This window comes from Campylobacter felis, from assembly GCF_030250085.1.
Lineage (GTDB): Bacteria > Campylobacterota > Campylobacteria > Campylobacterales > Campylobacteraceae > Campylobacter_D > Campylobacter_D upsaliensis.
This window is the reverse complement of sequence record NZ_JANURX010000001.1, coordinates 80,404-104,703: the sequence shown is the minus strand read 5'-3', so window position 1 is coordinate 104,703 and position 24,300 is coordinate 80,404. Positions and strand designations below refer to the sequence as shown.

Annotated in this window: 24 protein-coding genes; 15 read left to right on the top strand and 9 right to left on the bottom strand. The window is 34.9% G+C overall.

Going from position 1 to position 24,300, the window contains the following annotated elements:
• From NYG92_RS00525 to NYG92_RS00510, 4 genes are read left to right on the top strand one after another with little or no spacing between them, the layout of a single operon-like run.
• Nucleotides 1-483 carry a hypothetical protein gene (locus tag NYG92_RS00525; RefSeq protein ID WP_270976335.1) on the top strand — a complete coding sequence of 161 codons (483 nt, stop codon included), beginning with the start codon at nucleotides 1-3 and terminating at the stop codon, nucleotides 481-483.
• Nucleotides 476-1,666, top strand: a complete 1,191-nt coding sequence (locus NYG92_RS00520) for an MFS transporter (protein WP_270976336.1) — start codon at nucleotides 476-478, stop codon at nucleotides 1,664-1,666. The genes NYG92_RS00525 and NYG92_RS00520 overlap by 8 nt, the downstream gene beginning before the upstream one ends.
• Nucleotides 1,659-3,866, top strand: a complete 2,208-nt coding sequence (gene fliK, locus NYG92_RS00515) for a flagellar hook-length control protein FliK (protein ID WP_289233204.1) — start codon at nucleotides 1,659-1,661, stop codon at nucleotides 3,864-3,866. The genes NYG92_RS00520 and fliK overlap by 8 nt, the downstream gene beginning before the upstream one ends.
• A complete protein-coding gene (locus tag NYG92_RS00510; protein WP_289233203.1) occupies nucleotides 3,863-4,153 on the top strand; it encodes a FlhB-like flagellar biosynthesis protein in 291 nt (96 codons plus the stop codon). The genes fliK and NYG92_RS00510 overlap by 4 nt, the downstream gene beginning before the upstream one ends.
• On the opposite strand, the gene NYG92_RS00505 is transcribed toward NYG92_RS00510, so the two are convergent.
• Complete coding sequence (locus NYG92_RS00505) at nucleotides 4,150-5,340, bottom strand: MFS transporter (protein ID WP_289233202.1); 1,191 nt, start codon at nucleotides 5,338-5,340, stop codon at nucleotides 4,150-4,152. The genes NYG92_RS00510 and NYG92_RS00505 overlap by 4 nt on opposite strands.
• Before the next feature lie 143 nt (nucleotides 5,341-5,483).
• Between NYG92_RS00505 and exbB the strand changes: the two genes are divergently transcribed.
• From exbB to NYG92_RS00490, 3 genes are read left to right on the top strand one after another with little or no spacing between them, the layout of a single operon-like run.
• Nucleotides 5,484-5,909, top strand: a complete 426-nt coding sequence (gene exbB / locus NYG92_RS00500; RefSeq protein WP_115636245.1) for a TonB-system energizer ExbB — start codon at nucleotides 5,484-5,486, stop codon at nucleotides 5,907-5,909.
• Nucleotides 5,902-6,291 carry a TonB system transport protein ExbD gene (gene exbD, locus NYG92_RS00495; RefSeq protein WP_115635979.1) on the top strand — a complete coding sequence of 130 codons (390 nt, stop codon included), beginning with the start codon at nucleotides 5,902-5,904 and terminating at the stop codon, nucleotides 6,289-6,291. Before exbB ends, exbD begins: the two co-directional genes overlap by 8 nt.
• Nucleotides 6,288-6,902 (top strand): energy transducer TonB, encoded by a 615-nt coding sequence (locus tag NYG92_RS00490; RefSeq protein ID WP_270985766.1) that lies wholly within the window; start codon nucleotides 6,288-6,290, stop codon nucleotides 6,900-6,902. The genes exbD and NYG92_RS00490 overlap by 4 nt, the downstream gene beginning before the upstream one ends.
• Here NYG92_RS00490 and NYG92_RS00485 read toward each other — a convergent pair.
• From NYG92_RS00485 to NYG92_RS00470, 4 genes are read right to left on the bottom strand one after another with little or no spacing between them, the layout of a single operon-like run.
• On the bottom strand, nucleotides 6,889-7,698 hold the full coding sequence (locus tag NYG92_RS00485; RefSeq protein WP_289233201.1) for an ABC transporter substrate-binding protein: 810 nt from the start codon (nucleotides 7,696-7,698) through the stop codon (nucleotides 6,889-6,891). The genes NYG92_RS00490 and NYG92_RS00485 overlap by 14 nt on opposite strands.
• Nucleotides 7,695-8,471: an ABC transporter ATP-binding protein gene (locus tag NYG92_RS00480; RefSeq protein ID WP_289233200.1), complete on the bottom strand. Its 777-nt coding sequence runs from the start codon at nucleotides 8,469-8,471 to the stop codon at nucleotides 7,695-7,697. The genes NYG92_RS00485 and NYG92_RS00480 overlap by 4 nt, the downstream gene beginning before the upstream one ends.
• Nucleotides 8,471-9,454: a FecCD family ABC transporter permease gene (locus NYG92_RS00475; protein ID WP_289233283.1), complete on the bottom strand. Its 984-nt coding sequence runs from the start codon at nucleotides 9,452-9,454 to the stop codon at nucleotides 8,471-8,473. Before NYG92_RS00475 ends, NYG92_RS00480 begins: the two co-directional genes overlap by 1 nt.
• Entirely contained in the window at nucleotides 9,429-11,543 is a 2,115-nt protein-coding gene (locus NYG92_RS00470; RefSeq protein ID WP_289233199.1) for a TonB-dependent receptor, read from the bottom strand. The genes NYG92_RS00475 and NYG92_RS00470 overlap by 26 nt, the downstream gene beginning before the upstream one ends.
• A gap of 190 nt (nucleotides 11,544-11,733) precedes the next feature.
• On the opposite strand from NYG92_RS00470, the gene NYG92_RS00465 reads away from it, so the two are divergent.
• Nucleotides 11,734-12,489, top strand: coding sequence for a HugZ family heme oxygenase (locus NYG92_RS00465; RefSeq protein WP_289233198.1), 756 nt, complete (start codon nucleotides 11,734-11,736; stop codon nucleotides 12,487-12,489).
• 15 nt (nucleotides 12,490-12,504) lie between these two features.
• Here the strand turns inward: NYG92_RS00465 and NYG92_RS00460 are convergent, their stop codons facing one another.
• The 4 genes from NYG92_RS00460 to NYG92_RS00445 are packed head-to-tail and all read right to left on the bottom strand — an operon-like array spanning nucleotide 12,505 to nucleotide 15,728.
• Nucleotides 12,505-13,389, bottom strand: a complete 885-nt coding sequence (locus NYG92_RS00460; RefSeq protein WP_289233197.1) for a hypothetical protein — start codon at nucleotides 13,387-13,389, stop codon at nucleotides 12,505-12,507.
• Between the two features lie 3 nt (nucleotides 13,390-13,392).
• A complete protein-coding gene (locus NYG92_RS00455; protein WP_289233196.1) occupies nucleotides 13,393-13,770 on the bottom strand; it encodes a type II toxin-antitoxin system death-on-curing family toxin in 378 nt (125 codons plus the stop codon).
• Entirely contained in the window at nucleotides 13,767-13,961 is a 195-nt protein-coding gene (locus tag NYG92_RS00450; protein ID WP_289233195.1) for a hypothetical protein, read from the bottom strand. Before NYG92_RS00450 ends, NYG92_RS00455 begins: the two co-directional genes overlap by 4 nt.
• Nucleotides 13,962-14,006: 45 nt before the next feature.
• Entirely contained in the window at nucleotides 14,007-15,728 is a 1,722-nt protein-coding gene (locus NYG92_RS00445) for a hypothetical protein (RefSeq protein WP_289233194.1), read from the bottom strand.
• Between the two features lie 138 nt (nucleotides 15,729-15,866).
• Between NYG92_RS00445 and NYG92_RS00440 the strand changes: the two genes are divergently transcribed.
• The 7 genes from NYG92_RS00440 (at nucleotide 15,867) to NYG92_RS00410 (ending at nucleotide 24,286) form a co-directional block, all read left to right on the top strand.
• Nucleotides 15,867-16,913 carry a dehypoxanthine futalosine cyclase gene (locus NYG92_RS00440; protein WP_289233193.1) on the top strand — a complete coding sequence of 349 codons (1,047 nt, stop codon included), beginning with the start codon at nucleotides 15,867-15,869 and terminating at the stop codon, nucleotides 16,911-16,913.
• A complete protein-coding gene (locus NYG92_RS00435) occupies nucleotides 16,913-18,130 on the top strand; it encodes a M16 family metallopeptidase (protein WP_289233192.1) in 1,218 nt (405 codons plus the stop codon). The genes NYG92_RS00440 and NYG92_RS00435 overlap by 1 nt, the downstream gene beginning before the upstream one ends.
• Complete coding sequence (gene recG / locus NYG92_RS00430; protein ID WP_289233191.1) at nucleotides 18,120-19,931, top strand: ATP-dependent DNA helicase RecG; 1,812 nt, start codon at nucleotides 18,120-18,122, stop codon at nucleotides 19,929-19,931. The genes NYG92_RS00435 and recG overlap by 11 nt, the downstream gene beginning before the upstream one ends.
• A 43-nt stretch (nucleotides 19,932-19,974) precedes the next feature.
• Nucleotides 19,975-21,132, top strand: coding sequence for a UDP-N-acetylbacillosamine transaminase (gene pglE, locus NYG92_RS00425; protein WP_289233190.1), 1,158 nt, complete (start codon nucleotides 19,975-19,977; stop codon nucleotides 21,130-21,132).
• A complete protein-coding gene (pglF, locus tag NYG92_RS00420; RefSeq protein ID WP_289233189.1) occupies nucleotides 21,129-22,916 on the top strand; it encodes a UDP-N-acetylglucosamine 4,6-dehydratase (configuration-retaining) in 1,788 nt (595 codons plus the stop codon). The genes pglE and pglF overlap by 4 nt, the downstream gene beginning before the upstream one ends.
• A complete protein-coding gene (locus NYG92_RS00415; protein ID WP_289233188.1) occupies nucleotides 22,910-23,815 on the top strand; it encodes a PDC sensor domain-containing protein in 906 nt (301 codons plus the stop codon). The genes pglF and NYG92_RS00415 overlap by 7 nt, the downstream gene beginning before the upstream one ends.
• Before the next feature lie 81 nt (nucleotides 23,816-23,896).
• Complete coding sequence (locus NYG92_RS00410; protein ID WP_004277573.1) at nucleotides 23,897-24,286, top strand: chemotaxis response regulator CheY; 390 nt, start codon at nucleotides 23,897-23,899, stop codon at nucleotides 24,284-24,286.
• Nucleotides 24,287-24,300: the final 14 nt, after the last annotated feature.

Here is a 24,300-nt window from a genome sequence, read left to right as displayed (position 1 = left end):
ATGACTCAAAAAAAGACTCTTTTTTGCATCCTTTGTATTTTTAATGTGCTTTTTTTGTGTGCTTTTTTTGCTTTTAAGGGCTTAAGTTGGGCTTTGATTTTAAGTTATGAAGTGGCTTTTTTTAGCACTTTACTTGTGATTTTAAGCTCTTATTTGCATTATAAGAAAAACATTTTAATTAAAAGCTCTAAATTCAATTATGAGCCTAAGCCTTTGGCGCTTTTTATTAAAAAAATTCCAAAAAATTCCAAAATTATAAATTTTAAACACTACAATGACGATTTAGTGATAAAATTTAAAGATAAATTTAAAAATTTTTCTTTGTTTTTTTCTTTATTTAAGCTTTTAGCTTATGGGATTTTGGTGGGTGGATTTTTGTTTTTACAAAGGCAAAATTTACTTTTTATAGCTGGATATTTGGGCGGAATTTCTGCCTTTTTGGTGGGAATTTTTGCGTATATGTTGTGTGTGAAAAATGAGTAGTGCAAAAAGAATTATTAAATCAATGACAGCCCTTTTTTTCGGTATGGGTTTTTTATTTGCCGGAAATGCTTTAATTATAAGCTCCATAGGCGTTATTTTAAAGCATAATGGTGCAAGCTCCTTTGCTGTGGGCGTTGTGAGTGCTTGTTTTTTTATAGGGGCGATGTGTGGGACGATTTTTTCGCAAAAAATCATTTCACGCATAGGACACATACGCTCTTTTGGGCTTTTTGGAGCTATTTTTGGCATCTCTGCTATGTTACATAGCTTGAGTGAAAATTTGATTTTTTGGGCTTTTTTACGCTTTTTGATAGGAATTTGTTATTATAGTTTGCTAATGATTATAGAATCTTGGCTAAATGAAAAGGCTAAAAATGCCGTTAGGTCGCGTATTTTAGCCTTTTATGAGCTTGTTTTTTATCTTTCTTTTGGAGTGGGGATTTTAATCATTGCTTTTGATTTAAGTCCTCACAATGTTTTCATTGTTTCGGCGGCTTTGATTTTATTTTCTTCTTTGCCACTCAATTTAATTAAAATTAAAGAGCCGCTTTTGCCAAAGGCGAGTGAGGTTTCTATCCCTAAGGTTTTTGACATTGCTCCTTTGGCGATTATGACGAGTTTTGTTGCGGGACTTTTGATTAATGGTTTTTTTTCTATGGCGTCTTTGTTTATACTCTTACAAAATTATGATGCTAAGGTCGTTTCTTATTTTATGTTTTGTGCGATTATGGGAGGATTTATCGTACAAATGTTTATCGGCACGATAAGCGATAAAATGGGGCGTAAAATAGCCATTATTTTTTGTGCTAGTATAGGTTTTGCGACTATGCTTTGCTATGCTTTTTTCACACCACATCTTTATTTGCAATATGTCCTTGCCATTTTTTTAGGTATGGGAATTTTTTGTCTTTATGCTTTGGCTTTAGCAAGGGCTAATGATATGCTACAAGATAAGGGTAGGGCGGTGGAGCTTGGTAGGGGGGTGCTTTTTTGTTATTCTCTAGGCTCTTTGCTTGCTCCTCTTATTTTGGGGGTTTTGATGGAGCATTATGGTTTTAGGGGCTTTGTGTGGTTTTATGTTATCTTGCTTGGGGCATTAATCCTTTTTGCCATTAATAAGCCTAATATTTTAAATAAGAAATTTAAGAAAAATCTTGGCAACGCGGTGATTTTTAATGATTAATACTAAGCTAAACTCACAAGTTGCTACGCAAAGAACGGATTTAAAAAACGATTTAAATTTAACTAAAGATAAAGAAAAATTAAGTCCAAACGAGCTTTTAACGCAAAATTTAAGGCAGAAATTAGGACTTAGTAAGCAAATGTCTCCTCCCAATGAGGCTTTGCAAAAATTCGCACAAAATGAGCTTAATCAAAAATTACAAGAAATTGTCAATAAATTATTAAATCAAATTAGCACCCATAAAAATCCAAATTCGCCCATTTTAAAACAGGCAAATTTGCTTAATTTCGCACCTAATTTTGTCAATGAACTTAAGCTTTTAAGTAAAGAGCTTAGTAAAAATGAGAATTTTGCACCCTTGCTTAATAAGATAGAAATACTTTTAAAGCCAGCAAGCGAAATAAAGGCTAAAGACCTCGCCCCTCTTCTTAAAAATTCGGGCGTTTTTTTTGAAGCTAAACTTAAAAATGCTTTAAATGAAGAGCTTTTGCCAAAGAGTTTTTATAAGCTCATCAATGCTATAAAGTCTTTAAGCAGTGAGAAAATAGCCACACAAATAGCCACTTTAGCGGATAAGAGCTTGAGTGCTAAAGACTCTCTTAAGGAGTTGGCTAGCATTATAATCCAAAATAAAAATGAAAATAAAAACATTGTAAGTCATAGCACTTTTAAGCCCTTACTTGAGCTTTCTCAAAAATTAGACAATTTTAAAAAATATATTAATAAAAATCCCCAACTTGCAGAAAGTAAAATAGGCTCTTTAGCACAAAATTTTGCAAAGGAATTAGCCAAGATTAAAGATGATTTTATAAAAATTTTATCTAAGCCTGAAAATTTACTCGTTAAAGACCCTGTCCTTTTAAAGCAGGCTATGCAAAGCTTTGAAAAATTACAAAATCATTTGGATAAAATCATTCAAAAAGCAGAAAGTGGCGTTAAGATAGAAAATGAAGATTTATCAAAAGAATTATTAGAAAGTCAAGATGAGCCTTTGAAAACAAAAGGGGAATTAAAAACGCAAGATGAGCCAGAAGAACACATAAAAGATCGCAAAGAGGAATTTAAAAACGAAAGCGAAAAAGAAAAAGAAAACGAAAAAATCGAAAATAAAGAGGAAATTGAGAGAGAATTTGAAAAAGAAGAGGTGCAAAAAGAAAATTTTAGCAAAGATGAAAAGCTAGAAAATGCAGAGAAAAATGCAGAGAAAAATGTGGGGGAAAATTTAGAAAAAGACACGGAAAAAAACGCAGAAAATTTAGATAAAGAAGTCGTTAAAAAACAAGCTGACATTAAAGAGGAGCCTAAGGAGCAAAAACATCAGGCAAAAGAGATAGTAAAAGAGCAGGTAAGAGAGTATCCAAAAGAAGCTTTAAAAGGTGCGGTTAAACAAGAGGATAGAGTTCAAATTCCGCAAAATAAAGCTCAAGAAAGCATTTTTAAACAGCAAGAATTTACTAAAGAGGTGTTTAAAAATCTAGCCTTTAAAGCCCCGCAAGGACAGAATTTAGAGGGGCTTGAAAACTTGAGTAAGGATATTACAACTCTTAATAGAAAAATTAATGAAAATTTAAAGCAGCTTGACCCCTTAGCGCAAAATGCAAAGCTTAATCTAAACGAGCTTAAAGGCTTGGAAAATAAATTAATAGGTGCGGTTAAAGACTTGCAAAATATCAGGCTTAAAAATGTGCAAGATGTGAGTTATGAAATTCAAAATGACATTAAATCAACCCTACTTCAAGTGGCAAGTCAAGCTAAAGCTGAAAATAATGACGCCATTTATAATCAAGCAAACCGCCTTTTAGCACAAATTGAGATGAATCAGCTAATATCTTTAGCAAATGACTCTATTAATACTTATTTGCCTTTTTCGTGGGAGGATTTAAATGAATCTAAGATCATTTTTAGACGCGGAAAAAAGGATAAATTTTTCGCACAAATCAAGCTTGAATTTGCAAAGTTGGGCGATTTAGAAATTCTTGTTTCTTTAAATAATGAAAAGTATATTGACATTAATATAATGGCGGAAAATAAAGAATTTAGAAAAATGATTTATGAAAATGCTCACGAGCTTAAACGAAATATCAATAAAGCTGGGCTTTTAAGCTCAAATTTCTTTGTGGGGGACATTATCCGTTCTCATTTTGATCCTAGAGATTTGAGAAATTATGACTTGCAAATGGGTATGGATAAAAAGGTATGAGTAGGATTAAAAGATCTATTAAAAAAGCCGTAGCGCTTGGCTATCAAAGGGAAAAAAAAGAATCCGCCCCTAAGGTTTTAGCAAGTGGTAGGGGTGAAAGTGCGGCGAAGATTATATCTTTAGCTAAAGAACACGGAGTGCCGATTAAAGAAGATGAGGATTTGATAGAAATTTTAAGCAAACTTGATTTGGGTGATGAAATTCCGCCTAATATGTATAAAGCTGTGGCGGAGGTCTTTGCCTTTATCTATCAAATGGCAAATAAAACCCTGCCGCAAAAAAATTAGCAAAGATATTTTTTGTAAAAAAGATGCCAGTAAAGTCCTGCCAAGATGAAAATTATATCAAGTAGGGCTGTGATATTCATTAGACTCATTTTAGCTTCAAATAAAAAGCCCATAAATTGCGAGATGAAAGCAGAAAACGCTAAAAAAACCATATCTGTATAAGCTAAAACGCGTCCGTAAAATTTCTCATCGCAGTGTTTTTGTATGCTTGTGTAAGTATAAGACCAAAGCGAGGTTGTGAAAAACCCAGCCCCAATAAGCCCTATGAAACTGATATAAAAATTAAATTGCGTGAAAGCCCAAAGTAAAATTCCAAGTCCTTGTCCTACATATAGAAAGCTTATGACACTATCTTTTAAAAAGCGACTTAAAATAAAAGGTCCTATGATTAAAGAAAGGGCACGAACAGCGTTTAAAAAGCCCATAACAAGCCCAGCGGATAGGATTTCTTTATATTCGTGCTGTGCTAAAAGTGTAACTAAGGTCTCATAAGCTGTAAATCCTATAAAAGCGTGCAGTATGATGAGGTGTAGGACAATTTTATTTTTCAAAACATAGTAAAAACCTTCCTTTATCATAACAAAAAAATGCCCTTCGACTTTTTGGACGAAATTTGGTAGAGAAAGTTTGAGTAAAATGAGTATGCCTATAAGCAATAAAAAAGTGTCAAATAAAAAGGCAGCTTTAACCCCGAAAAAATGGATAAAAAAGCCAGCACTTGCCATACCAAGCGTATAAGAAACTGACCAGTTAATGCTGTAAATTTCATTAGCGAGTTTTAAATCCTCTTGATTTAAGAGCTTTGCCATAAGACTCATTTCAGCTTGTCCATAAATCATAGCCACACAAAGACGCGAAAAGATGAGAATAAACAAAAGCCAAAGATCATTTAAGCTTGTTACAAAAATGAGTAAAAAAACGGAAATTAATTCTATACTAATCGTGCCGATGAGTAAATTTTTAGGCTTATTTTTCTCCACGATAACGCCATTTAAAGGTGCAAAAAGCACACCGGGTAAAAAAGCTAACATCGCACTAGTAGCGGTTACCCAAGTAGGGGCATTGAGCTGAACTAAGAGGGTAAAAACGCCTATTTGTGAAAATAAAGCACCAAAATAGACGATAAACTGAGCTATGGCTAAGATACGGATATTTTGATTGGTTTTTAATAAGATTAAATGTTTCATTGCGAAATTGTAGCAAAAATTTATACAAAATTAACCAAAGAAAGCGGTGCGATTTGTCAAATTTTGTTTTAAAATTTTGATAATTAATATTAATATTAAATTATATAGTTTATAATAATGAAAATCAATTTGGAGTGTGCTTTGTGGAATTTTTGAAAAATTATGTTGATTTTATCATCTTTTCAATGCTTGGAATTATGGCTTTTGTGGCGTTTTGGTGTGTGGTTGAAAGAATTTTATTTTTTAGAAAGCTTGATTTTAAGGCTTATAAAAATCAAGAGCAATTTGACAATGCAATCAGTGAGAATTTAACCACCCTTTATATTATTTATTCTAACGCTCCATATATAGGGCTTTTGGGCACGGTTATTGGCATTATGATGACCTTTTACGAAATGGGCGTGGTAGGGGATATCGATGTAAAATCCATAGTTATAGGCTTATCTTTAGCGTTAAAAGCCACAGCTTTAGGACTTTTGGTGGCAATTCCCTCTTTAATGGCTTATAATGCTTTGCTGCGCAAAATTACTCTTTTAAGCAGTGCTTATAAGGGAAGTAAAAATGCTTAAACTCCCAAAAAATGAAGGTTTAAACATAGTCCCATTTATAGACATTATGCTTGTTTTACTTGCCATAGTTCTAAGTCTTTCAAGCTTCATCGCGCATAGCAAAATAGAGCTTAAACTCCCAGTAAGTGAGAATTCGACAAGTTTTAATGAAAGTCAAAATAAATTTTTCATAGTCATTAATGAGAGAGATGAATTTTTTTTAAATGATGAAAAGGTGAATTTAAATCAGCTTAAAAATGCCATTTTAGCACTTGATAAAGACACTATGGTCGCACTAAAAAGCGACAAATTTGCCAAATTTGAAAGCTTTGTTAAAATCATCGATCTTTTAAAAGCTAAAGAACACGAAAAAATTCAAATCATTACGGAGAAAAATAGATGAAAAACGCATTATTAAACACCAAAGTTCAAGCTTCTTATATCACTTTTTTGGCTTTTTTACCCTTGCTTTTTACCTTAATTTATACACATAGTCTTTTTAAAACTCAAATAAATAAGGAAGAAAGTTTGGAATTGGCGATGAAATATTTTATTCAAAACGAGTCTTATTTAGCGCCAGAAAAACAAGCTTTAACCCCCAAACAAAGCTCCAAAATAGCTCCTAAAAAATCACAAAGCAAAACTTCGGCAAAGCCACTTAATGAAAGAATTGAAAACTCAAATTTAAAATCTAATGAAAGCACCAAAAATTCAATTTTAAATTCTAAGCAAAGTGAAGAAGTCGCTCTTAATAAAATACAAGAAGCCATACAAAAAGCTCAAATTTATCCACTAATCGCACAAAAAAAGCGTATGAGCGGTGTGGTAAAAGTGGAGTTTATGTGGATGAGTGATAAGACTTTAGCAGATTTAAAAATTATCCAAAGCTCAGGCTATACTCTACTTGATAAAAGTGCCTTAGAAAGCATACGCAAGGCGTCTTTAAATTTCCCAAGTTATGAGAGAAATTTAAAAATTACCCTGCCTATATCTTATGAAATTAAGAGTCTTTAAGGCTTTTTAAGGCTTGTTTAAATTCTGCTATTCTTTCGATGATTTTAGGGCTTAAGCGTAATAAAATATGCGTTTTTTCATTTGTGTAAATTTGCCCTGTTTTGAGGGCTTTTGTTTGGCTTAAAAGTGCATTTTGCGTTAAAAAAGCTTGATTTGCATTAATGCCAAGTATAAGCAAGTCGGGATTTTGCTTAAGGATAAACTCAGCCGAGATAATGGGGCGTTCTATTTGACTTTTTGGGCTTAGATTTTTAATGCCTATGAGGGTTAAAATTTCTGCCATTAAAGAATTGTCGTTAAAAGCCATAAGAGGATTATTTGAGTAAAGATAAATCGCACTTTGATTTAAAGGCTCATTTTTTAAGCTTTCAAGTCCTTTTTCAAATTCTTTTATAAGCCTTTTGCCCTCTTCATTTTTATGGGTGATTTGAGCAAGAATTTGGATATTTTTCTTAATATCATCAAAGCGATTGGCTTTTAAATAAAGGCTTTTAATGCCAAAATTTTTAAGTCCCTCTTCCAAATTTAAAGAATAAGAACTTAAAATGACTAAGCTAGGTTTTAAAGAAATGATTTTTTCTAAGGATGGGTTTGAAAAAGTGCCTACGCTTGTGAGTTTTGAGCTTTTATCGCTTGGATAAATGTTTGAGTGCTGTAAGTTCGCAATGCCTACGATTTGCTTTTCAGCATCAAGCATAAAAAGCGTTTCAATGCTAGCAGGATCAAGCACGACTAGGCGTTCTTTGGCGTTTGATATTACAAAAAGCAAAACTAAAATAAGTAAAAATTTTTTCATTGTGTCTCCTTTAAAGCTAAGATGTAAGGTTTGGAATTTTTATAGATTAATTCGCAATTTAAACCATAAATTTCTTTTAAAATCTCCTTAGTAAAAAGCTCTTTACTTGTTCCAAAATGCTTGATTTCTCCATTTTTTAAAAAGATGATTTTATCGCAAAATAAAGAGGCTAAATTTAAATCGTGTAAAATAGCTATAACGCCGATATTATCGCGTTTTATAAGCCTTTCGCATAGGCTTAAAAGCTCTATGGCGTGATTAAGATCAAGAGCAGAGGTTGGCTCATCTAAGAACAGAATTTTGGGCTTTTTAAGTAAGGCTCTAGCTAAAAGCACTTTTTGAAATTCCCCTCCACTTAAGGACAAAACGCTTCTTTGCAAAAAATTTTCTATCTTCAATTCTTTAGCAAGTGTTTCTACCTCCAAAATATCCTCTTTAGAATAAGAACTAAAGGCGTGTTTTAAATTTGTATATTTACTCATTAAAAGCACATCAATGACTTTGAGCGGGGTGTTTAATTTTGAGTTTTGTGGGACAAAACCGCAAATTTTAGCAAATTCTTTAAGACTAAAATGCTTAATATTTGTGTTAAAAAGGGCGATTTCTCCCTCTTTAAATTCCAAATTTTTAAGGATAAGGTTTAAAAGTGTGCTTTTGCCCGAGCCATTAGGTCCTAAAATGCCTATAAAAGCGTTATTTTCAAGTGCTAAATTGACATTTTTAAGCAGGGCTTTTTGATGATAGGAAAAGTTTAAATGACTAATTTTTAGCATTATAAAAACCTCCTTGCTTTTAAAGCTAAGTATAAAAACATCGGCGCTCCAAAAAAAGAGGTTAAAACTCCTATGGGAATTTGAACGGGGGCTAAAAGACTTCTTGCTAAAGTATCGCAAATGAGTAAGAAAAGTCCTCCAAGTGCCGTGCAAAGTGGGACAACAAGGGCGTTGTTATAATTTTTTATCAAAAGTCTTATGATGTGTGGCACGATAAGCCCTACAAAGGCAATAAGTCCTGTAAAAGCGACTGCAAAGGACACGGCTAAAGAAGAGACGATGAGAAGTTTGATTTTTAATTTTCTAGCATTAACGCCTAAATTTCTAGCCTCTTCATCGCCACTTAAAAGGATATTTAGCTCATTTTTATGCGCATAAAAATAAAATAAGCAAAAGATTAAAGGCAGGGTTAAAATTCCCACCCTAAGCCACGAAGCAGAGCCTATATTTCCCATAAGCCAAGCGACTATTTTAAAAGAATCTTCACCGATGAGATAGGTAAAAAACGAAGTGAAAGCTCCCAAAAAAGACGAAGTGGCTATACCTATGATAAGTAAGGTGGCTATGGAGGCTTTAGCAGAAATTTTAAATATAGCTAAAGCGAAAAAAGCCGAGCAAACAAAGCCCAAAATTCCATAATAATAATCAGGCAAGTTTAGCAAATACGCCAAAACCGCCCCAAAGGTCGCCGCAGAAGCTATGCCTATGATGTAAGGATCTGCTATGGGATTTGCAAAGATAGTTTGCGTAATCGCCCCGCTACTTGCTAAAAGCATACCGATTAAAATCGCCATAATAATGCGAGGCAAACGCCCATCGATGATGATTTGACGCATAATTTCTTCTTCGCTAAAAAGATAATGATAAAGCCTAGCAGGGCTTAAATTCTCATCTCCCAAACAAAGAGAGCTAAGACAAACAAGCACATAAGCGACGCAAAGTGCTAGGCTTAAATTTTTAAAAGATATATTTAAATTCCACATAGTAATTTCTGCCATTTCCTACTAGGTATTGGTTATTAACGCTATCTTGATAGGTGTAGTATTTTCGGTCAAAAAGATTACGAATTCCTGCTAAAACTTGTAATTTTTTGTAATGATAATTCACGCCCACATCGCTTAGAAAATAATCTTTTATCCAAGCATTTTGGCTCATTTTACCCGTTCTTTCATCGATTTTACCACCATCCTTAGCTCTTGAAAAATAGGTTAAATCAATAAAGCTTGAGAAATTTGGATTAAAAGCAAATTCCACCCCTGCTAAGGCTTTGATTTTAGAGACATAAGGAATCTTAAGTCCGTCATTAATACCCTTTGAAATTTTAGCGTCTAAATAAGTCAAGCTTTGTTTTAAAATCAAGCTTTCATCTAAAAAATTTTGGCTAAGATTTAGCTCCGCTCCCAAACGCCTTGTCTCATCGATATTATAATACTTCCAAAAAGCACCACCCTTTGCGTGTGGGTTACCAAGATATGAAATTTCATCTTTACTTAGAGTATAAAAAACGCTTAAATTAAAGCCGTAAAAATCCCACCAAAAATCGTCAATCCCAAGTTCAAAGGTGTGAAAAATTTCAGGGTCTAAGTTTGCTGAATAGTATTTTTGACTTTTTTGGTCTTTATTGACAAGTTGCGATGGGCTAGGCGAGATGAAGCCTCTTTCATATTTTGCGTAAATTTTTCCTGTGTTTGAGTATGTGAAATTTGGCGTAAGTTCAAAGGCTAGATTATGACTTGTATCATCGGTATTAAAAAATTCTTTAGTATTTTTAGGGCGTCCCATCATTATCATATTTGAGTTGTAATTTCTATTGGTATCATAAAGGCTAAATTCATATCTTGCCCCACCTGAAAGGCTGAAAAAGTCGTTAAATTCGTGAGAATCTAGCATAAAAAAGGAGTGGCTTTGCTTATCCATATCCATAAGCGTTGTCATTGTGTGGTTCATTTGCATAGGCTTGGTAAGGTTATAATGCACTATGCTTTTTCTTTTTGCGTCCTGATTGGCAAATTCATAGCCAAAGACAAAATAAGAATTATTAGCGTAATTTAGTTTATTTTTAAAATTCACTCCCATAAGCGTATCTTCAAAGCCACTACCACTTTGATACACAGGCACACTCATTCCTCTACTAGTCATAGTGGAGACATCTTTTAAATAGTGTATTTTTTGATTTTGCCAAAAAGTTTCAAGGCTAAATTCATAAAAATCGTTAAAATAATGATGATAATTTAAAGCAAGTTCAGGGCGGTTAATCTGCGTAATATTTTCACTATTTCCTTTTTGACTAGGATTATTTTGCGCTTGTTCTTTGGTAAGATAGCCGCTGCTTGTATTAAGAGTTCTAAAATAATTATAACTTAGGGTTAAATCGCCATCATCACTTACATTAATGTAGGTTTTGGTATTAAGATAATAGCCCTTTTGATTATAGCCTTCTTGATAGCCGTCTTTGTTAAAGCCTTGCAAGTCAAAGCTAAAGGCTAAATTTTCATCGATTTTTTTCGCCGCATTAAGTCCCAAATTCCCGCCAAGATGCCCCCCGTCAAAGCCTCCACCACTCACGCTAAAGGCAAGAGCATCTTTTTTTTGCTTTTTAGTGATGATGTTAATCGCACCGCCTCTTGTGCCATTTCCATATAGCACAGAGCCTCCACCTGGCACGATTTCTATACGCTCGATATTATCCAAATTCACACTTTGAAGTGGGGTTACTCCGTGAGAATTGTCAAGCACATTAATAGAGCGTCCGTCTATCATCACCTTTACAGCTATATTTGACTTAGTTCCTTGCCCTCTTAAGTCGATGTTGCGACCTAAGCCAAAATTTACAAAGTTTATCCCAGCGACCCTTTCTAAAGCTTGTTCTAGCGAAGTGTAGCCCTTATTTTGCAAGTCTTTACCCTCTATGCTAATGACATTGCGTAAATTAGAGTCCGCCTCTTGCTCAAAGCCCGAAGCACTGACAACGATTTTTTGTAAATTCACATTTTCGCTTAGCTCTTTAGCTTCTAAATTAGCTAAAAAAAGTGCGGTGAGTAAGGAAAGTTTGATGATTTTTGATTCTTGCATTTTTACTCCTAAATAAAATAAATAATGATAATGTATATCATAATAAAAGAGGCGAAAATTTAATATTTCTTAACTTAAACTTTGATAAATTTACGAAAAAATAGGAATTTAAAATTTTTTAAGTCCTTTTTAATTTGATAATTGATATTATTTTCTAAGCTATTTTATTTTGCAAAAAGAAAGGAAAAAAATGAATTACGAAAGTATTATTTCTCATATGAACGAGCATCACCGGTCAAATTTGGTGGATTTGTGTAAAAAATTTGGTGGCGTAGAAGATGTGAAAGAGGTTTTTTTAAAAAGCGTGGATTTTAACGGCTTAGACATTGTTTATAATGGGGACGAAAATTTACGCGTAGAATTTCCTAAAAAAGCCGATGAAAGCACCCTTAAAGACACTATCATCGCACTTTGTATGGGGGCAAAAAGCACGGGGGATACCAGCGGCGTGGAAAAAGAGCTAAAGGAATTTATGCTTAGTTTTAATTCTGTTTGTTTAGCGACCTTAAATAAAAAAGGCGAGGTTGTTTGCTCTTATGCGCCTTTTTTTAGCACGCAGTGGGGGAATTTCATCTATATTAGCGAGGTGAGTGAGCATTTTGCAAATATTAAAGCAAATCCAAACAATATTGAAATTATGTTTTTAGAAGATGAAAGCAAAGCCGCTTCAGTGATACTTAGAAAAAGGCTTCGTTATAGAGTGAGGGCGAGTTTTTTAGAAAGGGGCGAGGACTTTGATAGGATTTATGATGAGTTTGAGAGACAAACAGGAGGCGAGGGTGGCATTAAGACTATACGCAAAATGCTTGATTTTCACCTAGTGAAGCTTGAATTTGGCAAGGGGCGTTTTGTGAAGGGCTTTGGGGCGGCTTATGATATAGAAAATGGCACGGTTAAGCAAGTAAGCGCTAATTCTAACCCCCACAAATTCCCACATAAGCATTAAGAGCGTTATAAACGCTCATTCTAGTAAAAATTCATATTCATAGACTTTTACTTCTATCTTTTTAGCTAAGTTTTTTAGGGCGTAGTTAAGCTCTCCTAGCTTTTGCTTGTAGGCTTCATCTTGTGCTTTTTGAGGTGGGTTCATTTTGCCTTTGTCATTAAAGCCTTGAAAGTGGGCTTTGATGTCATAGAGTGCGGCGTTTGGATTGTAATTTTCCTTATCTTTTGCTTGTGTGTGGTAGTGCTTGAAAAGCTCCTTTCCTGCTTGTAGCACTTCTTTTGCTTCATCGCTAAAAATTAGCGGCTTTGTGGGGATAAAGGTAGATTCTAGCTCATCGTTAAAGAGACTTTTACTATCGGTGCTTTTAGAATCTTGCTTGATTTTACCTTGAAGAAAGTCTTGCATAAAGTGGCTTTCAAAGGCTTCCGCTGCGTTTATCTCTTTTTCGCTAAAGGGGATAAAGTGATTTATACCCTCTTTGTTTGTGATTCTATTTTTTCCGTGAAAAAGCATAAAAATAAGGCAGTCGCTATGAAACTCTGTGTCCTTTTCCCATTTTTTATTTGGGTTTAGGAATTGGTCGTTGTGATTTATCCAAGTATGTGGGATACAATGGCGGACGGAGAAATATACTGCCATAGGGATTAGATTATAATGTGTTAAATAAAAGCCTGTGCTGTGTGCGGTGATAATGAAATCTTGGCTTTTTATATTTATGTATTGCTGATTTTGAAAATCGTTGCCCCTTGTATCAAGTAGCCCAGCCCTAAAATTTTCTTCATCATCATATCGCTTAATCCACTTGTTAATGCTTTCTTTATTGTCTAGCGTTGTATAGAATCGCTTTTTCCCTAAACTCGCTCCGTTTTCATCAAAAATATCTAAAATAATGTTTTTCACTTCTTAATCCTTTAGTAAAGTGCTTAAAATTTCTTTGAATTCATCTTTGCTTATCTCATCACTTGCTACGCTTACAATTACATCTTCTAGCTTTTGGTAAAAGTCCCTTGGTGTGGCTTTGTGGTTGAGCATTATAAAGGCATCGCCGATGAGCAATGCGGTGCGTTTATTGCCATCTGCAAAGGGGTGGAATTTCACACAGGCAAACATTATATGCGTAAGCTTGTCTATAAAGCTTGGGTAATAATCATCATTTTGGATTTGTGTTAAAGCAGAATCTAAAAGAGCGATTTGCTTAGGATTTGCCCCTTTTAGTCCGCCTATTTCATCTAGCATATCATCGTGGATTTTTTGCACTTCTTGTAAGCTTAAATATCTCATTTATCTTTAAGCCTTTCAAATACTAAGCGAATCTCTGGGTCTTGTAACTTGTTTTTTAACTGCTCTCTTACACTTTCAAAATCGCTTTTAGATTCTGGCTCTTTTGTAATCTTTAAATCACTTTTTAAGCCCTTTAAGCTTTCAATCACTTGCAAAAGTTTAGAATCTACATTTTCTAATATCAAAGTCATTTTCTACTCCTTTTTTGCTTGAATTTTAGCAAAAATTCTTATGTTTTATTCCTTTTGGCTTAAATCCCATATCAAAAAGCCTATGGGGAAGTTTCCTTTGACATTATCAAAAGTATAAGCTGGAGCGATAAAGCCTTTTAGAAATTTTGCTTTAAAAGTCTTTCTAAATTTTGTGAAATTGCTAGAATTGACATATTTAAGCGTTGAAAAGGCGGCTAGGTGGCAGTGTGGAATCTCTTTATAGATTCTAAAGAAAAATTGTGCGAAAAGCTCATTACTTGCTTTTCCCATAGAATCTTTGTAGCGTTCATAGGTGGCATTGCCTAAGGCTACGCCATCTTTATTTTTGCCTGTGCCTGCTGGTGTCGTGCCTGAAGTGGCTTCCGCATAGGGTGGATTGATGAAAATAATAAGCTTTTTGCGTTTTGCCTCATGTTTTAGAATCTCTTGCAGGGATTTTGGGACTTTGGATTTTTGACATTTTTCGCACTTTTCGTCTGCGAAATTTAAGCCCTCTTTTTGATGTTTTTCACAAATTGTGTCAAAAAACTCATCGTTTAAAAAGTCAAATTGAAAAATATGCTTTGGCAGTAGGTGCAGAGCATTTTCACTTGATAATTCTTGCATAATCTCTACATCGGCTTTATCTAAGGTAGAGGCATAGAGTCTGTGAGATTCTGTAAGGTTTGTGAGTAGATTGCCCGTCCCTGCGGCACAATCCCATATATAATACTCGCTTTGATAGTTTTCACCTAGTGCTTTTTCTAGGTAACTCCTCGCTTTGCTAACCCAAATTTGCGGGGTGAAAAATGCGCCCTTTCGTTCTCTAATATCGCTAGGCACTAGCAAATCTCGCCTATCTATAATGTAGCTCCAATACTCTTCTTTTGGTGGGCGTTCATAGAGATTCCAAAAGGCTGTGTGGGCTTTTTGATTATCATTAAAACTTGCGGTATCTTTTTGCTGTGTCCCCATAAATGTGGTGGTTTTATTAAACTCATAATGCGTTTGTTTTAGCACGACAAAGAGTTTGTCTAGTAGGCTTTGATTTTCAGCACTTAGTAAATCTGCTAGATAGAAATCTGCGTCTAAAATCCCTGCGTTTTTAGCGAGATTCCAATCAATGCCAATGCTTGGGGCTACGCTTGTAAGCCACTTTTGATAAATGGTAGTGAAGTTGTTTTTGGTTATGGGGATTTTGGCGATGTTTTCGTTATTTAGCGTGAAATTTGCTTGTATGAAAGATTGTAATTCTTTATAGTCGCTTTTGAAGCTAAATTGCAATTTTTTAGATTCTAAAAGTTCTTTTGTCTTGGTGTGGAGTGTTTTAAACTCTTTTGTATCGTGGTTGCTTGGGGTTACATTCCAATTAAAGTCATTTTGTGTGAAGATAGAATCTAGCTCGTGGTAGGGGATAAAGGCTATTTTCTCACAATCAAAAGCTCCTAAGAAAATGGGCGGGAGATTGTTTTCATAGGTTTTTTCCTTGCCTATGGTTAGGATTAGCTGGATAAAAGATTCTATAATATCGGCTTTATTGCCCCTTTTGGCTTCTGCCCACAAAAAGTTTATAGGCTGAAAAAGTGTCTTTGCGTTGTAGCTTATACAAAAATCAATCCGCCCTAGAATCTGCGTGGAATCTAGAGTTTTTAAAAGGGCTTTTTGCTCTTTGTCTAGCTTTACAATTTCACTTTGTGGATTTGGGCTGAAAAAATCCGCCGCGACTTTGCTTTTAAGCTCTTCTTCAGGGAGGTTTAGGGGATACATTAAAAGTCCTTATTTGAAATGCGAAAGTTTAGCATTTTAGTTTAAATAGGCGTTTTTGCTTGATAGGCTTAAAATTATTTTTAATTTTGTTAAGATTTTTCATTATAATTACAAATAACTTATTTTAAGGCTTACAAAGTGAAAAGAATAGACAAAAAAGAAGCGCTTGATTTGCTTCAAAACGCTACTTTAGCGGAGCTTGGCGCTATGGCTTATGAGAGAAAATTAGAGCTTCACCCTGAAAAAATCACCACCTTTGTCGTGGATAGAAATATCAATTATACCAATGTCTGCTGCATCGATTGCGATTTTTGTGCGTTTTACAGGCACGCTAAGGACAAGGACGCCTACATTTTGAGCTATGAGGAAATTGGCAAAAAGATAGAGGAGCTTGAAGCCATCGGTGGGACACAAATTCTCTTTCAAGGCGGAGTGCATCCTAAGCTTAAAATCGAATGGTATGAAGATTTAGTCGAGTGGATAAGTAAGCATTACCCAAATATCACGGTGCACGGCTTTTCGGCGGTAGAAATTGCCTATATTGCTAAAATTTCTAAGATAAGTATAAAAGAGGTTTTAAAAAGACTTCAAGCAAAAGGGCTTTTCTCCATACCCGGAGCGGGGGCTGAGGTGCTAAGTGATAGGGTGCGAGATGAGATAGCTCCACATAAATGCGACACTAAAACTTGGCTTGAAGTGCATAAAAGCGCCCATCAAATAGGCATGAAAAGCACGGCTACGATGATGTTTGGCACGGTGGAAAATGATGAGGAATTGATTGATCATTTTGAGCATTTAAGAAAATTGCAAGATGAAACGGGCGGCTTTAGGGCGTTTATTTTATGGAGTTTTCAAAGTGAAAATACGAAATTAAAACTTAAGCACCCTGAAATTTTAAAGCAAAGCTCTAATAAATATTTAAGATTACTCGCACTTGCGAGGCTTTATTTGGACAATTTTAAAAATTTACAAAGCTCTTGGGTAACGCAAGGCTCACTCATTGGGCAGCTCGCTTTGAAATTTGGCGCCAATGACTTAGGCTCTACGATGATGGAGGAAAATGTCGTTTCAGCCGCAGGGGCAAGTTATAAAATGAATCAAGATGAGATGATAAGGCTTATTAGAAGTCTTGGGGAAAAGCCGGCTAAACGCAATACAGCTTATGAAATTTTGGAGAGATTTTAATGCAGTATTTAGAGAGCAAGGGTGTAAAAGTCCCTTTCATTTTTGAGAAAAATAGCGATTTTCCTATTATATTTTTTCGTCTTGTTTTTAGAAATTGTGGGCGCAGTTTTGACGAGGTGGCTGGGGTGGCAAGCATGTTTGCGAGGATTTTAAACGAAGGCGTGAGCGATAAATTTTTTAAGGATTTGGAATTTAGAGCGATAAATTTGGAAGCCAGTAGCGGTTTTGAGAATTTAGAGCTCAGTTTTTCTTGTTTGAAAGAGCATAAAAACTATGCCTTTAAAGCTCTTGCAAATTTACTTCAAAATCCTCGTTTTGAGGAAAAAACCCTGCAAAGACTTAAAATTAACGCACTTGGAGAGCTTGCAAATTTGCAAAATGACTATGATGATGTAGCTAAAAAGCTTCTTAATCGCACAATTTTTAAGGAAAAAGAATTTCAAAGTGCTAATGAGGGCGATGAAACAAGCATTAAAGCCATAAATTTAGAGCATTTAAAAGCTTTTTATAAGCATTTTTTTCATCTTAATAATGCAGCGGTGGTTTTGGGAGGGGCTTTAGAGGAGGAAGAGGCACGAAATTTAAGCTTAACTTTACTCAAAAACTTAGAAAAGGGTAAGCAAAGCCTACAAAAACGCTACGAGCTTAAGAGCAAAATTCAAGATGAGATTTTGCAAAAACCTAGCGAGCAAGCCTATATTTATTTTGCTGCGCCTTTTAAGGCTAGTTTTAAAGATGAGGATTTGCACTTGGCTAAAATCGCCCTTTTTATCTTAGGGCAGGGGGGATTTGGTTCGAGGATTATGGAGGAAATTCGCGTCAAAAGAGGACTTGCCTATTCAGCTTATGCGAGTTTAGATATGTGTAATTCTTATAGCCGTGTTTTTGGCTATTTGCAAACACAAAATGAAAACGCAAAAGAGGCTAAAGAGGTTGTTAGGCAAATTTTTAGCGATTTTATTCAAAAGGGTGTGAGTGAAGAAGAATTAAAACAGGCTAAAAATTTCATACTTGGAAGCACGCCTTTGCGTTATGAAAGTCTTAGCAAAAGGCTTTCTATCGCCTTTGCGGAATTTTATCAAGGTTTAAAAATCGGTGCTTTTAAAGAGGAGCTTGACAAAATCGAAAAGGCAAATTTAAAGGAGCTTAACGCCTACATTAAAAAGCATAATGAAATTTTAAATTTAAGCTTTGTAAGCGTGCAAAATGAAAGTTAAAGAAAGTGATTTAGAGCTTTTTAAAAAATTGAAAATCAAAAGTGCCATTGATTTAGCTCTTATTTTACCGAAGAAGATAGAAAATTTAAATCTCACTCCACAGCCTTTAGAAAATGAAAATTGTGTGCAAGAATTACGCATTGTATCACAGAATTTTAGAGCAAATACCCTTTTAATAAAGGCTTATTGTGAGGCTTGGGGGGTTAATGTTAGCTTAGTTTTTTTTCATTTTAATAAATGGCATATGGGAATTTTTAAGGTAGGTGCGACTCTACTTTTGAGTGGAAAACTGGGCTTTTTTAATCAGTCTTGGCAATTTTATAATCCTAAAATCATCAAAAAAGCAGGAATTTTCGAGCCTAAGTATCAAATTTCTGGTATCAAAGATAGTAAAATTCAAAGTCTTATTGAAACTTATGTGAGTTATGAAAATCTAAAAGAAAGTGGCATAGCGGACAAATTTATCTTTTTGCTTTTAAATTTACACGCTTATAATGCAAAAAGTTTTGAGCTGTTTAAGAATTTGGAGCATTTTTTGGAGGATTTAAAATATATTGAAATTTATAATTTTTTGAAAAGGCTTAAAAATAAGAAAAATCATTTTAACGCTTATGAAATCAAACTTTTTGATATTAAAGAGTGGCTTTTAACTTTGCCTTTTAATCCCACAAAAGACCAGCTTAATGCTATAAGGGACATTAGGGAGGATTTACGCTCAAATTTAGCTAAAAGACGCGTGATAATGGGCGATGTGGGCTGTGGGAAAACTCTTGTTTTACTTGCGGCGGCTTTAAGTGTGTATCCTAAACAAGCCTTATTAATGGCACCTACTAGCATTTTAGCGGGGCAGCTTTTTGAGGAGGCACAAAAATTATTGCCTGATTTTTTACAAATTCTTTTTATAAAGGGAGGTAAAAAGGAAAAAAATTTAAAAGAGCAAATTCAAAACGCTCATTTAATTATAGGCACACACGCACTCGTTTATGAAGAGGGTTTTAAAGCGGTTTTAGTGATGATAGATGAGCAGCACCGCTTTGGCTCAAATCAAAGGCAAAAAATCAGCACCCTTGCAAGTAAGGAGGGCTTAAATCCTCACTTTATACAATTTTCCGCCACGCCCATACCACGCACTTTAAGTATGATACAATCAGAGCTTTTAAATTTCAGCTTTATTAAGCAAATGCCTTTTAAAAAGGAGATTAGCACTTATTGCGTTCAAAATGAGGACTTTGCTAAAATCAAGGCTAAAATTGACGAAGAAATCGCTCAAAATCATCAAATAATTATCATCTATCCTCTTGTGAGTGAAAGCGAGAAAATCCCCTACCTCTCGCTTGATGAAGCAAGAATTTATTGGCAAAAGCATTATAAAAATGTCTTTGTAACGCACGGAAAAGATAAAGAAAAAGATAAGATTTTGCAGGAATTTAAAGAAAAGGGCGATATTTTACTTAGCACGACCGTTGTGGAAGTAGGCATTTCCCTGCCACGCCTTAGCACCATCATCATCGTGGGGGCTGAGAGGCTGGGGCTTGCGACCCTGCATCAGCTTAGAGGTCGCGTGGGTCGGGTAGGACTTAAGAGCTTTTGCTATCTTTACACCAAGCTTAAGGAAATCCCGCCGCGCCTTTTGGAATTTGCCGGCACTTTGGACGGCTTTAAAATCGCCGAGCTTGATTTAAAAAACCGCCTAAGCGGAGATTTGCTAGATGGCTATATCCAGCACGGCAATGAGTTTAAATTCTTTGACTTTGCAAATGATGAGGCGATTTTGGCTAGAGTGAAAGAGGATTTAGGTTAAATAATTTGCGTTATAATTTTTCACTTTAAGAAAAGGATAAAAAATGAGATTTTTTCTTTCTCCTCCGCATATGGGAGGTAATGAGCTAAAATATATCGATGAGGTTTTTAAGAGTAATTATATTGCGCCTTTGGGCGAATTTGTGAATCGTTTTGAAGAAAGCATTAAAGACTATACTAAAGCTCCTTACGCTCTTGCACTAAATTCGGGCTCATCGGCTTTACATTTAGCCTTAAGAGTGGCGGGAGTGGGGCAAGGCGATGTGGTTTTAGCCTCTTCTTTTACCTTTATCGCTTCGGTTGCACCGATTTATTATCTTAAGGCAAAGCCTGTTTTTATTGATTGTGATGAAACTTTAAATTTGGATACCAAGCTATTAAAACAAGCGATACAAGAGAGTGAAAAGAAACCTAAAGCCCTTGTTTTGACACATCTTTATGGAAATGCGGCAAAAATTAAGCAAATCGCACAAATTTGCAAGGAAAATAATATCATCTTAATCGAAGACGCCGCAGAGGCTTTAGGAAGCTTTTATGAGGGGCAGGCTTTAGGGACTTTTGGGGATTTTGGGGTCTATTCTTTTAATGGCAATAAAATCATCACAACTTCAGGTGGCGGTATGCTCGTGGGTAAAGACAAGGTTTTAATGGAAAAAGCGAGATTTTACAGCACACAGGCGAGGGAAAATTGCCTACATTATGAGCATTTAGACTATGGGTATAATTATAGGCTTAGTAATGTTTTAGGAGCTATTGGCGTAGCACAAATGGAAGTTTTAGAGCAAAGAGTGCTTAAAAAGCGTGAAATTTATGAGTGGTATAAGGAATTTTTAGCAGAAAAATTTAACTTTTTAGATGAGCTTGAAAACTCAAGATCTAATAGGTGGCTTAGTACGGCTTTGATAGATTTTAATAAAAATGAACTTTTTGCAAAAAATGAATGCGTTAAAAGTGGAGCGAAAGAACTGCCTTTACACCCTAAAATCGCAAAGCTTATTAAGGATTTGCAAGGCGCACAAATCGAAACGCGTCCTTTATGGAAAGCTATGCACGCACAAGGAGTTTTTAAGAGCGAAAAGGCGTATTTAAATGGCAATGCCGAGCTTTTTTTCAAAAAGGGCATTTGTCTTCCAAGTGGCACGGCTATGACTAAGGACGAAGTGCGTGAAGTGGCAGAGCTTATTTTAAAGAGTGTGAGATGAATTTAGCTAAAAATAAACGCCTTATTTTCTTTTTAAGTTGTGATGTTATTTTAATTGTTTTAAGCATTTTTTTAGCTTTTGAATTGAGATTTAGCGGCGAAATTCCTAAAAGTTTTTATATGGGTATGATAAAAGCTGGACTTTTGCTTTTGGTGCTTAAGATAGTTTTTTTATTTGCCTTTCGAATTTATAAGGTGGCTTGGAGATTTTTTTCTTTAGGGGAGGCGAGAAAGATTTTTTTCGCCCTTGCTTTAGCGGAACTTGTTTTTTTAATGATATTTTATTTTTATCCTAGTTTTTTTAATCCTTTTCCAAGAAGTGTTGTAGGGATTGATTTTGTGCTTTCTTATATGTTTATCGGCACTTTGCGAATTTCAAAAAGAATGCTTGTAGACTTTAAACCCTCACGCCTTAAAGATGAACTTAGCCCTTGTATAGTCGTAGGTGCGACTTCTAAGGCGCTGCATCTTTTAAAGGGAGCTAAAGAGGGAAGTTTGGGACTTTTTCCTGTGGCTGTTGTCGATGGTAGAAAAGAGCTTATAGGAACTTATTGTGATAAATTTGTCGTTAAAGAAAAAGGCGAAATTAAAAAATTTGTAGATGAGGGCGTTAAAACGGCTATTATTGCTTTAAAGCTTGAAAGAGAGGAGCTTAAAGAGCTTTTTGAAGAGCTTGTTGGCTATGGCATTAGCGATGTGAAAATCTTTTCTTTTACCAATAATGAAGCAAGAGACATTAGCATAGAGGATTTGTTAGCTAGAAAACCTAAAGATTTAGACAATGTAGTCGTGGCGGAATTTTTAAAAGATAAGGTCGTCTTAGTCAGTGGTGCGGGAGGCACGATAGGAAGTGAGCTTTGTAGGCAGTGCATTAAATTTGGTGCGAAGCATTTAATTATGCTTGATCATAGCGAATATAATCTTTATCAAATTAATGAAAATTTAAGCAAATATAAAGAAAAAATCACACCGATTTTATTAAGCATTTTAGACCAAAAGGCACTTGATGAGCTTTTAAGACAGATGAAGCCAGATCTTATTTTACACGCCGCAGCCTACAAGCATGTCCCACTTTGTGAGCAAAATCCTCACTCTGCTGTAATCAATAATATTTTAGGCACACAAATTTTAGTTGATTGTGCTAAGAAAAATGGCGTGAAAAAATTTGTGATGATAAGCACAGATAAAGCCGTTCGACCGACTAGTATTATGGGCTGTTCGAAAAGGGTTTGTGAGCTTTATACTTTGGGACTTTCTAGCGAGGAATTTGAAGTGGCTTGTGTGCGTTTTGGCAATGTTTTAGGCTCAAGTGGGAGCGTTATCCCTAAATTTAAAGCACAAATTGCTGCCAATGAGCCTTTAAGCTTGACCCATCCTGATATAGTGCGTTATTTTATGCTTGTTGATGAGGCGGTGCAGCTTGTTTTGCAAGCAGGAGCTATTGCTAAAGGTGGGGAGCTTTTTGTTTTAGATATGGGTGAGCCTGTAAAGATTATGGATTTAGCTAAAAAGATGCTTTTATTATCTAACCGAACGGATTTAGAGATTAAAATCACGGGACTTAGAAAGGGCGAAAAGCTTTTTGAAGAATTGCTTATTGACGAAAATGACGCTAAAACGCAGTATGAAAGCATTTTTGTAGCCAAAAATGAAAAAGTAAATTTAAGCCTTTTAAAAGAGCAAATTGCCAAACTCATCAAAAGCGAAGAACCTGAAGAAATCGCTAAGATTTTACAAGAAATTGTGCCTGAATTTAAGCATAATAAAGAAGGAAATGTATGCTAATCAAAGATATTCAAAAATTTGAGGATAACCGCTATAAAGCAAGGGCTTATATGAGTTATATACTCATAAGAAATTTGCCTGATAGGCTGCCAAATATCCATCTAGAAAGCGTTAGAGAGGCACTAGATAAAATCGCTCACGATGTTTCTGCCTTTGATGCTTTGTATATTTTGGATAATTCAGGAACACAAATAGAAAATGCCATAACTTTAGAAAAAAAATATGAGCAAGGAGCGGGAGAGGATAGGAGTTCTAAGGCTTATTTTTATAGAGCAGTGAAGCTTAAGCGTTGCATTTTAAGCGATCCTTACCCATCTATTTTAAATAATGAGCTTTGCGTTACTGCTTCTATGCCTATTTACGATAATAGGGAAAATTTGCTTTTTGTCGTTTGTATTGATATTAAATTAAGGGATATTTTAAAGCTTATTCAAGCGAGTAATTTTGAATTTGGCTTTTTACAATTTAGTCGTCTTGTGTATTTTTGCTTTGCGAGTGTGCTTTTTGTCATCACTTGTTTTTTGTTTCAAAAGGGCTTTTTAAGTCTTTTTTATTATCACAGTGTCGATATACAAAAAATCTTTGAAAGCACGATAGCCATTACCCTAGCTTTGGCTATTTTTGATTTGGCTAAGACCATTATAGAAGAAGAGGTTCTTGGTAAAAGTCGCAAGGAAAAAACAGGCATTCAAAAAACTATGGTAAGGTTTTTAGGAAGCATTATCATTGCTTTAGCTATTGAAGCTTTGATGTTGGTATTTAAACTTGCGGTTGGGGATTTATCGCAAATGGTTTATGTGATTTATCTTATTTGTGGGGTTACTTTGCTCTTAGCTGGGCTTAGTGTGTATATTTTTGCTGTAAAATATAAAAATAATAATGTTTTAGAGACAGATTAAATAAAAATATAAGCAAATAATGGTATAATTTCGCTTTACATTTTTGGTTTATAAATATGAGAACTTTGAAAGGAAGAAGCCGTGAAATTACTTGTTGTCGATGATAGCTCTACTATGAGAAGGATTATTAAAAACACTTTGACAAGATTGGGGCATAATGATGTTCTTGAAGCTGAACATGGAGTTGAAGCTTGGGACTTACTTGAGAAAAATGACGATGTTAAGGTCTTAATTACGGATTGGAATATGCCAGAGATGAATGGACTTGACCTTGTTAAAAAAGTAAGAGCTGAGAAAAAATATGAAGATATGCCTATTATTATGGTAACGACTGAAGGTGGCAAGGCTGAAGTTATTACAGCTTTAAAGGCTGGGGTAAATAACTACATCGTTAAGCCTTTTACACCTCAAGTTTTAAAAGAAAAGCTTGAGGATGTTTTGGGTGTAGGAAGTGATACTGCGGCTGAGTAAATTTCATTTTTTTG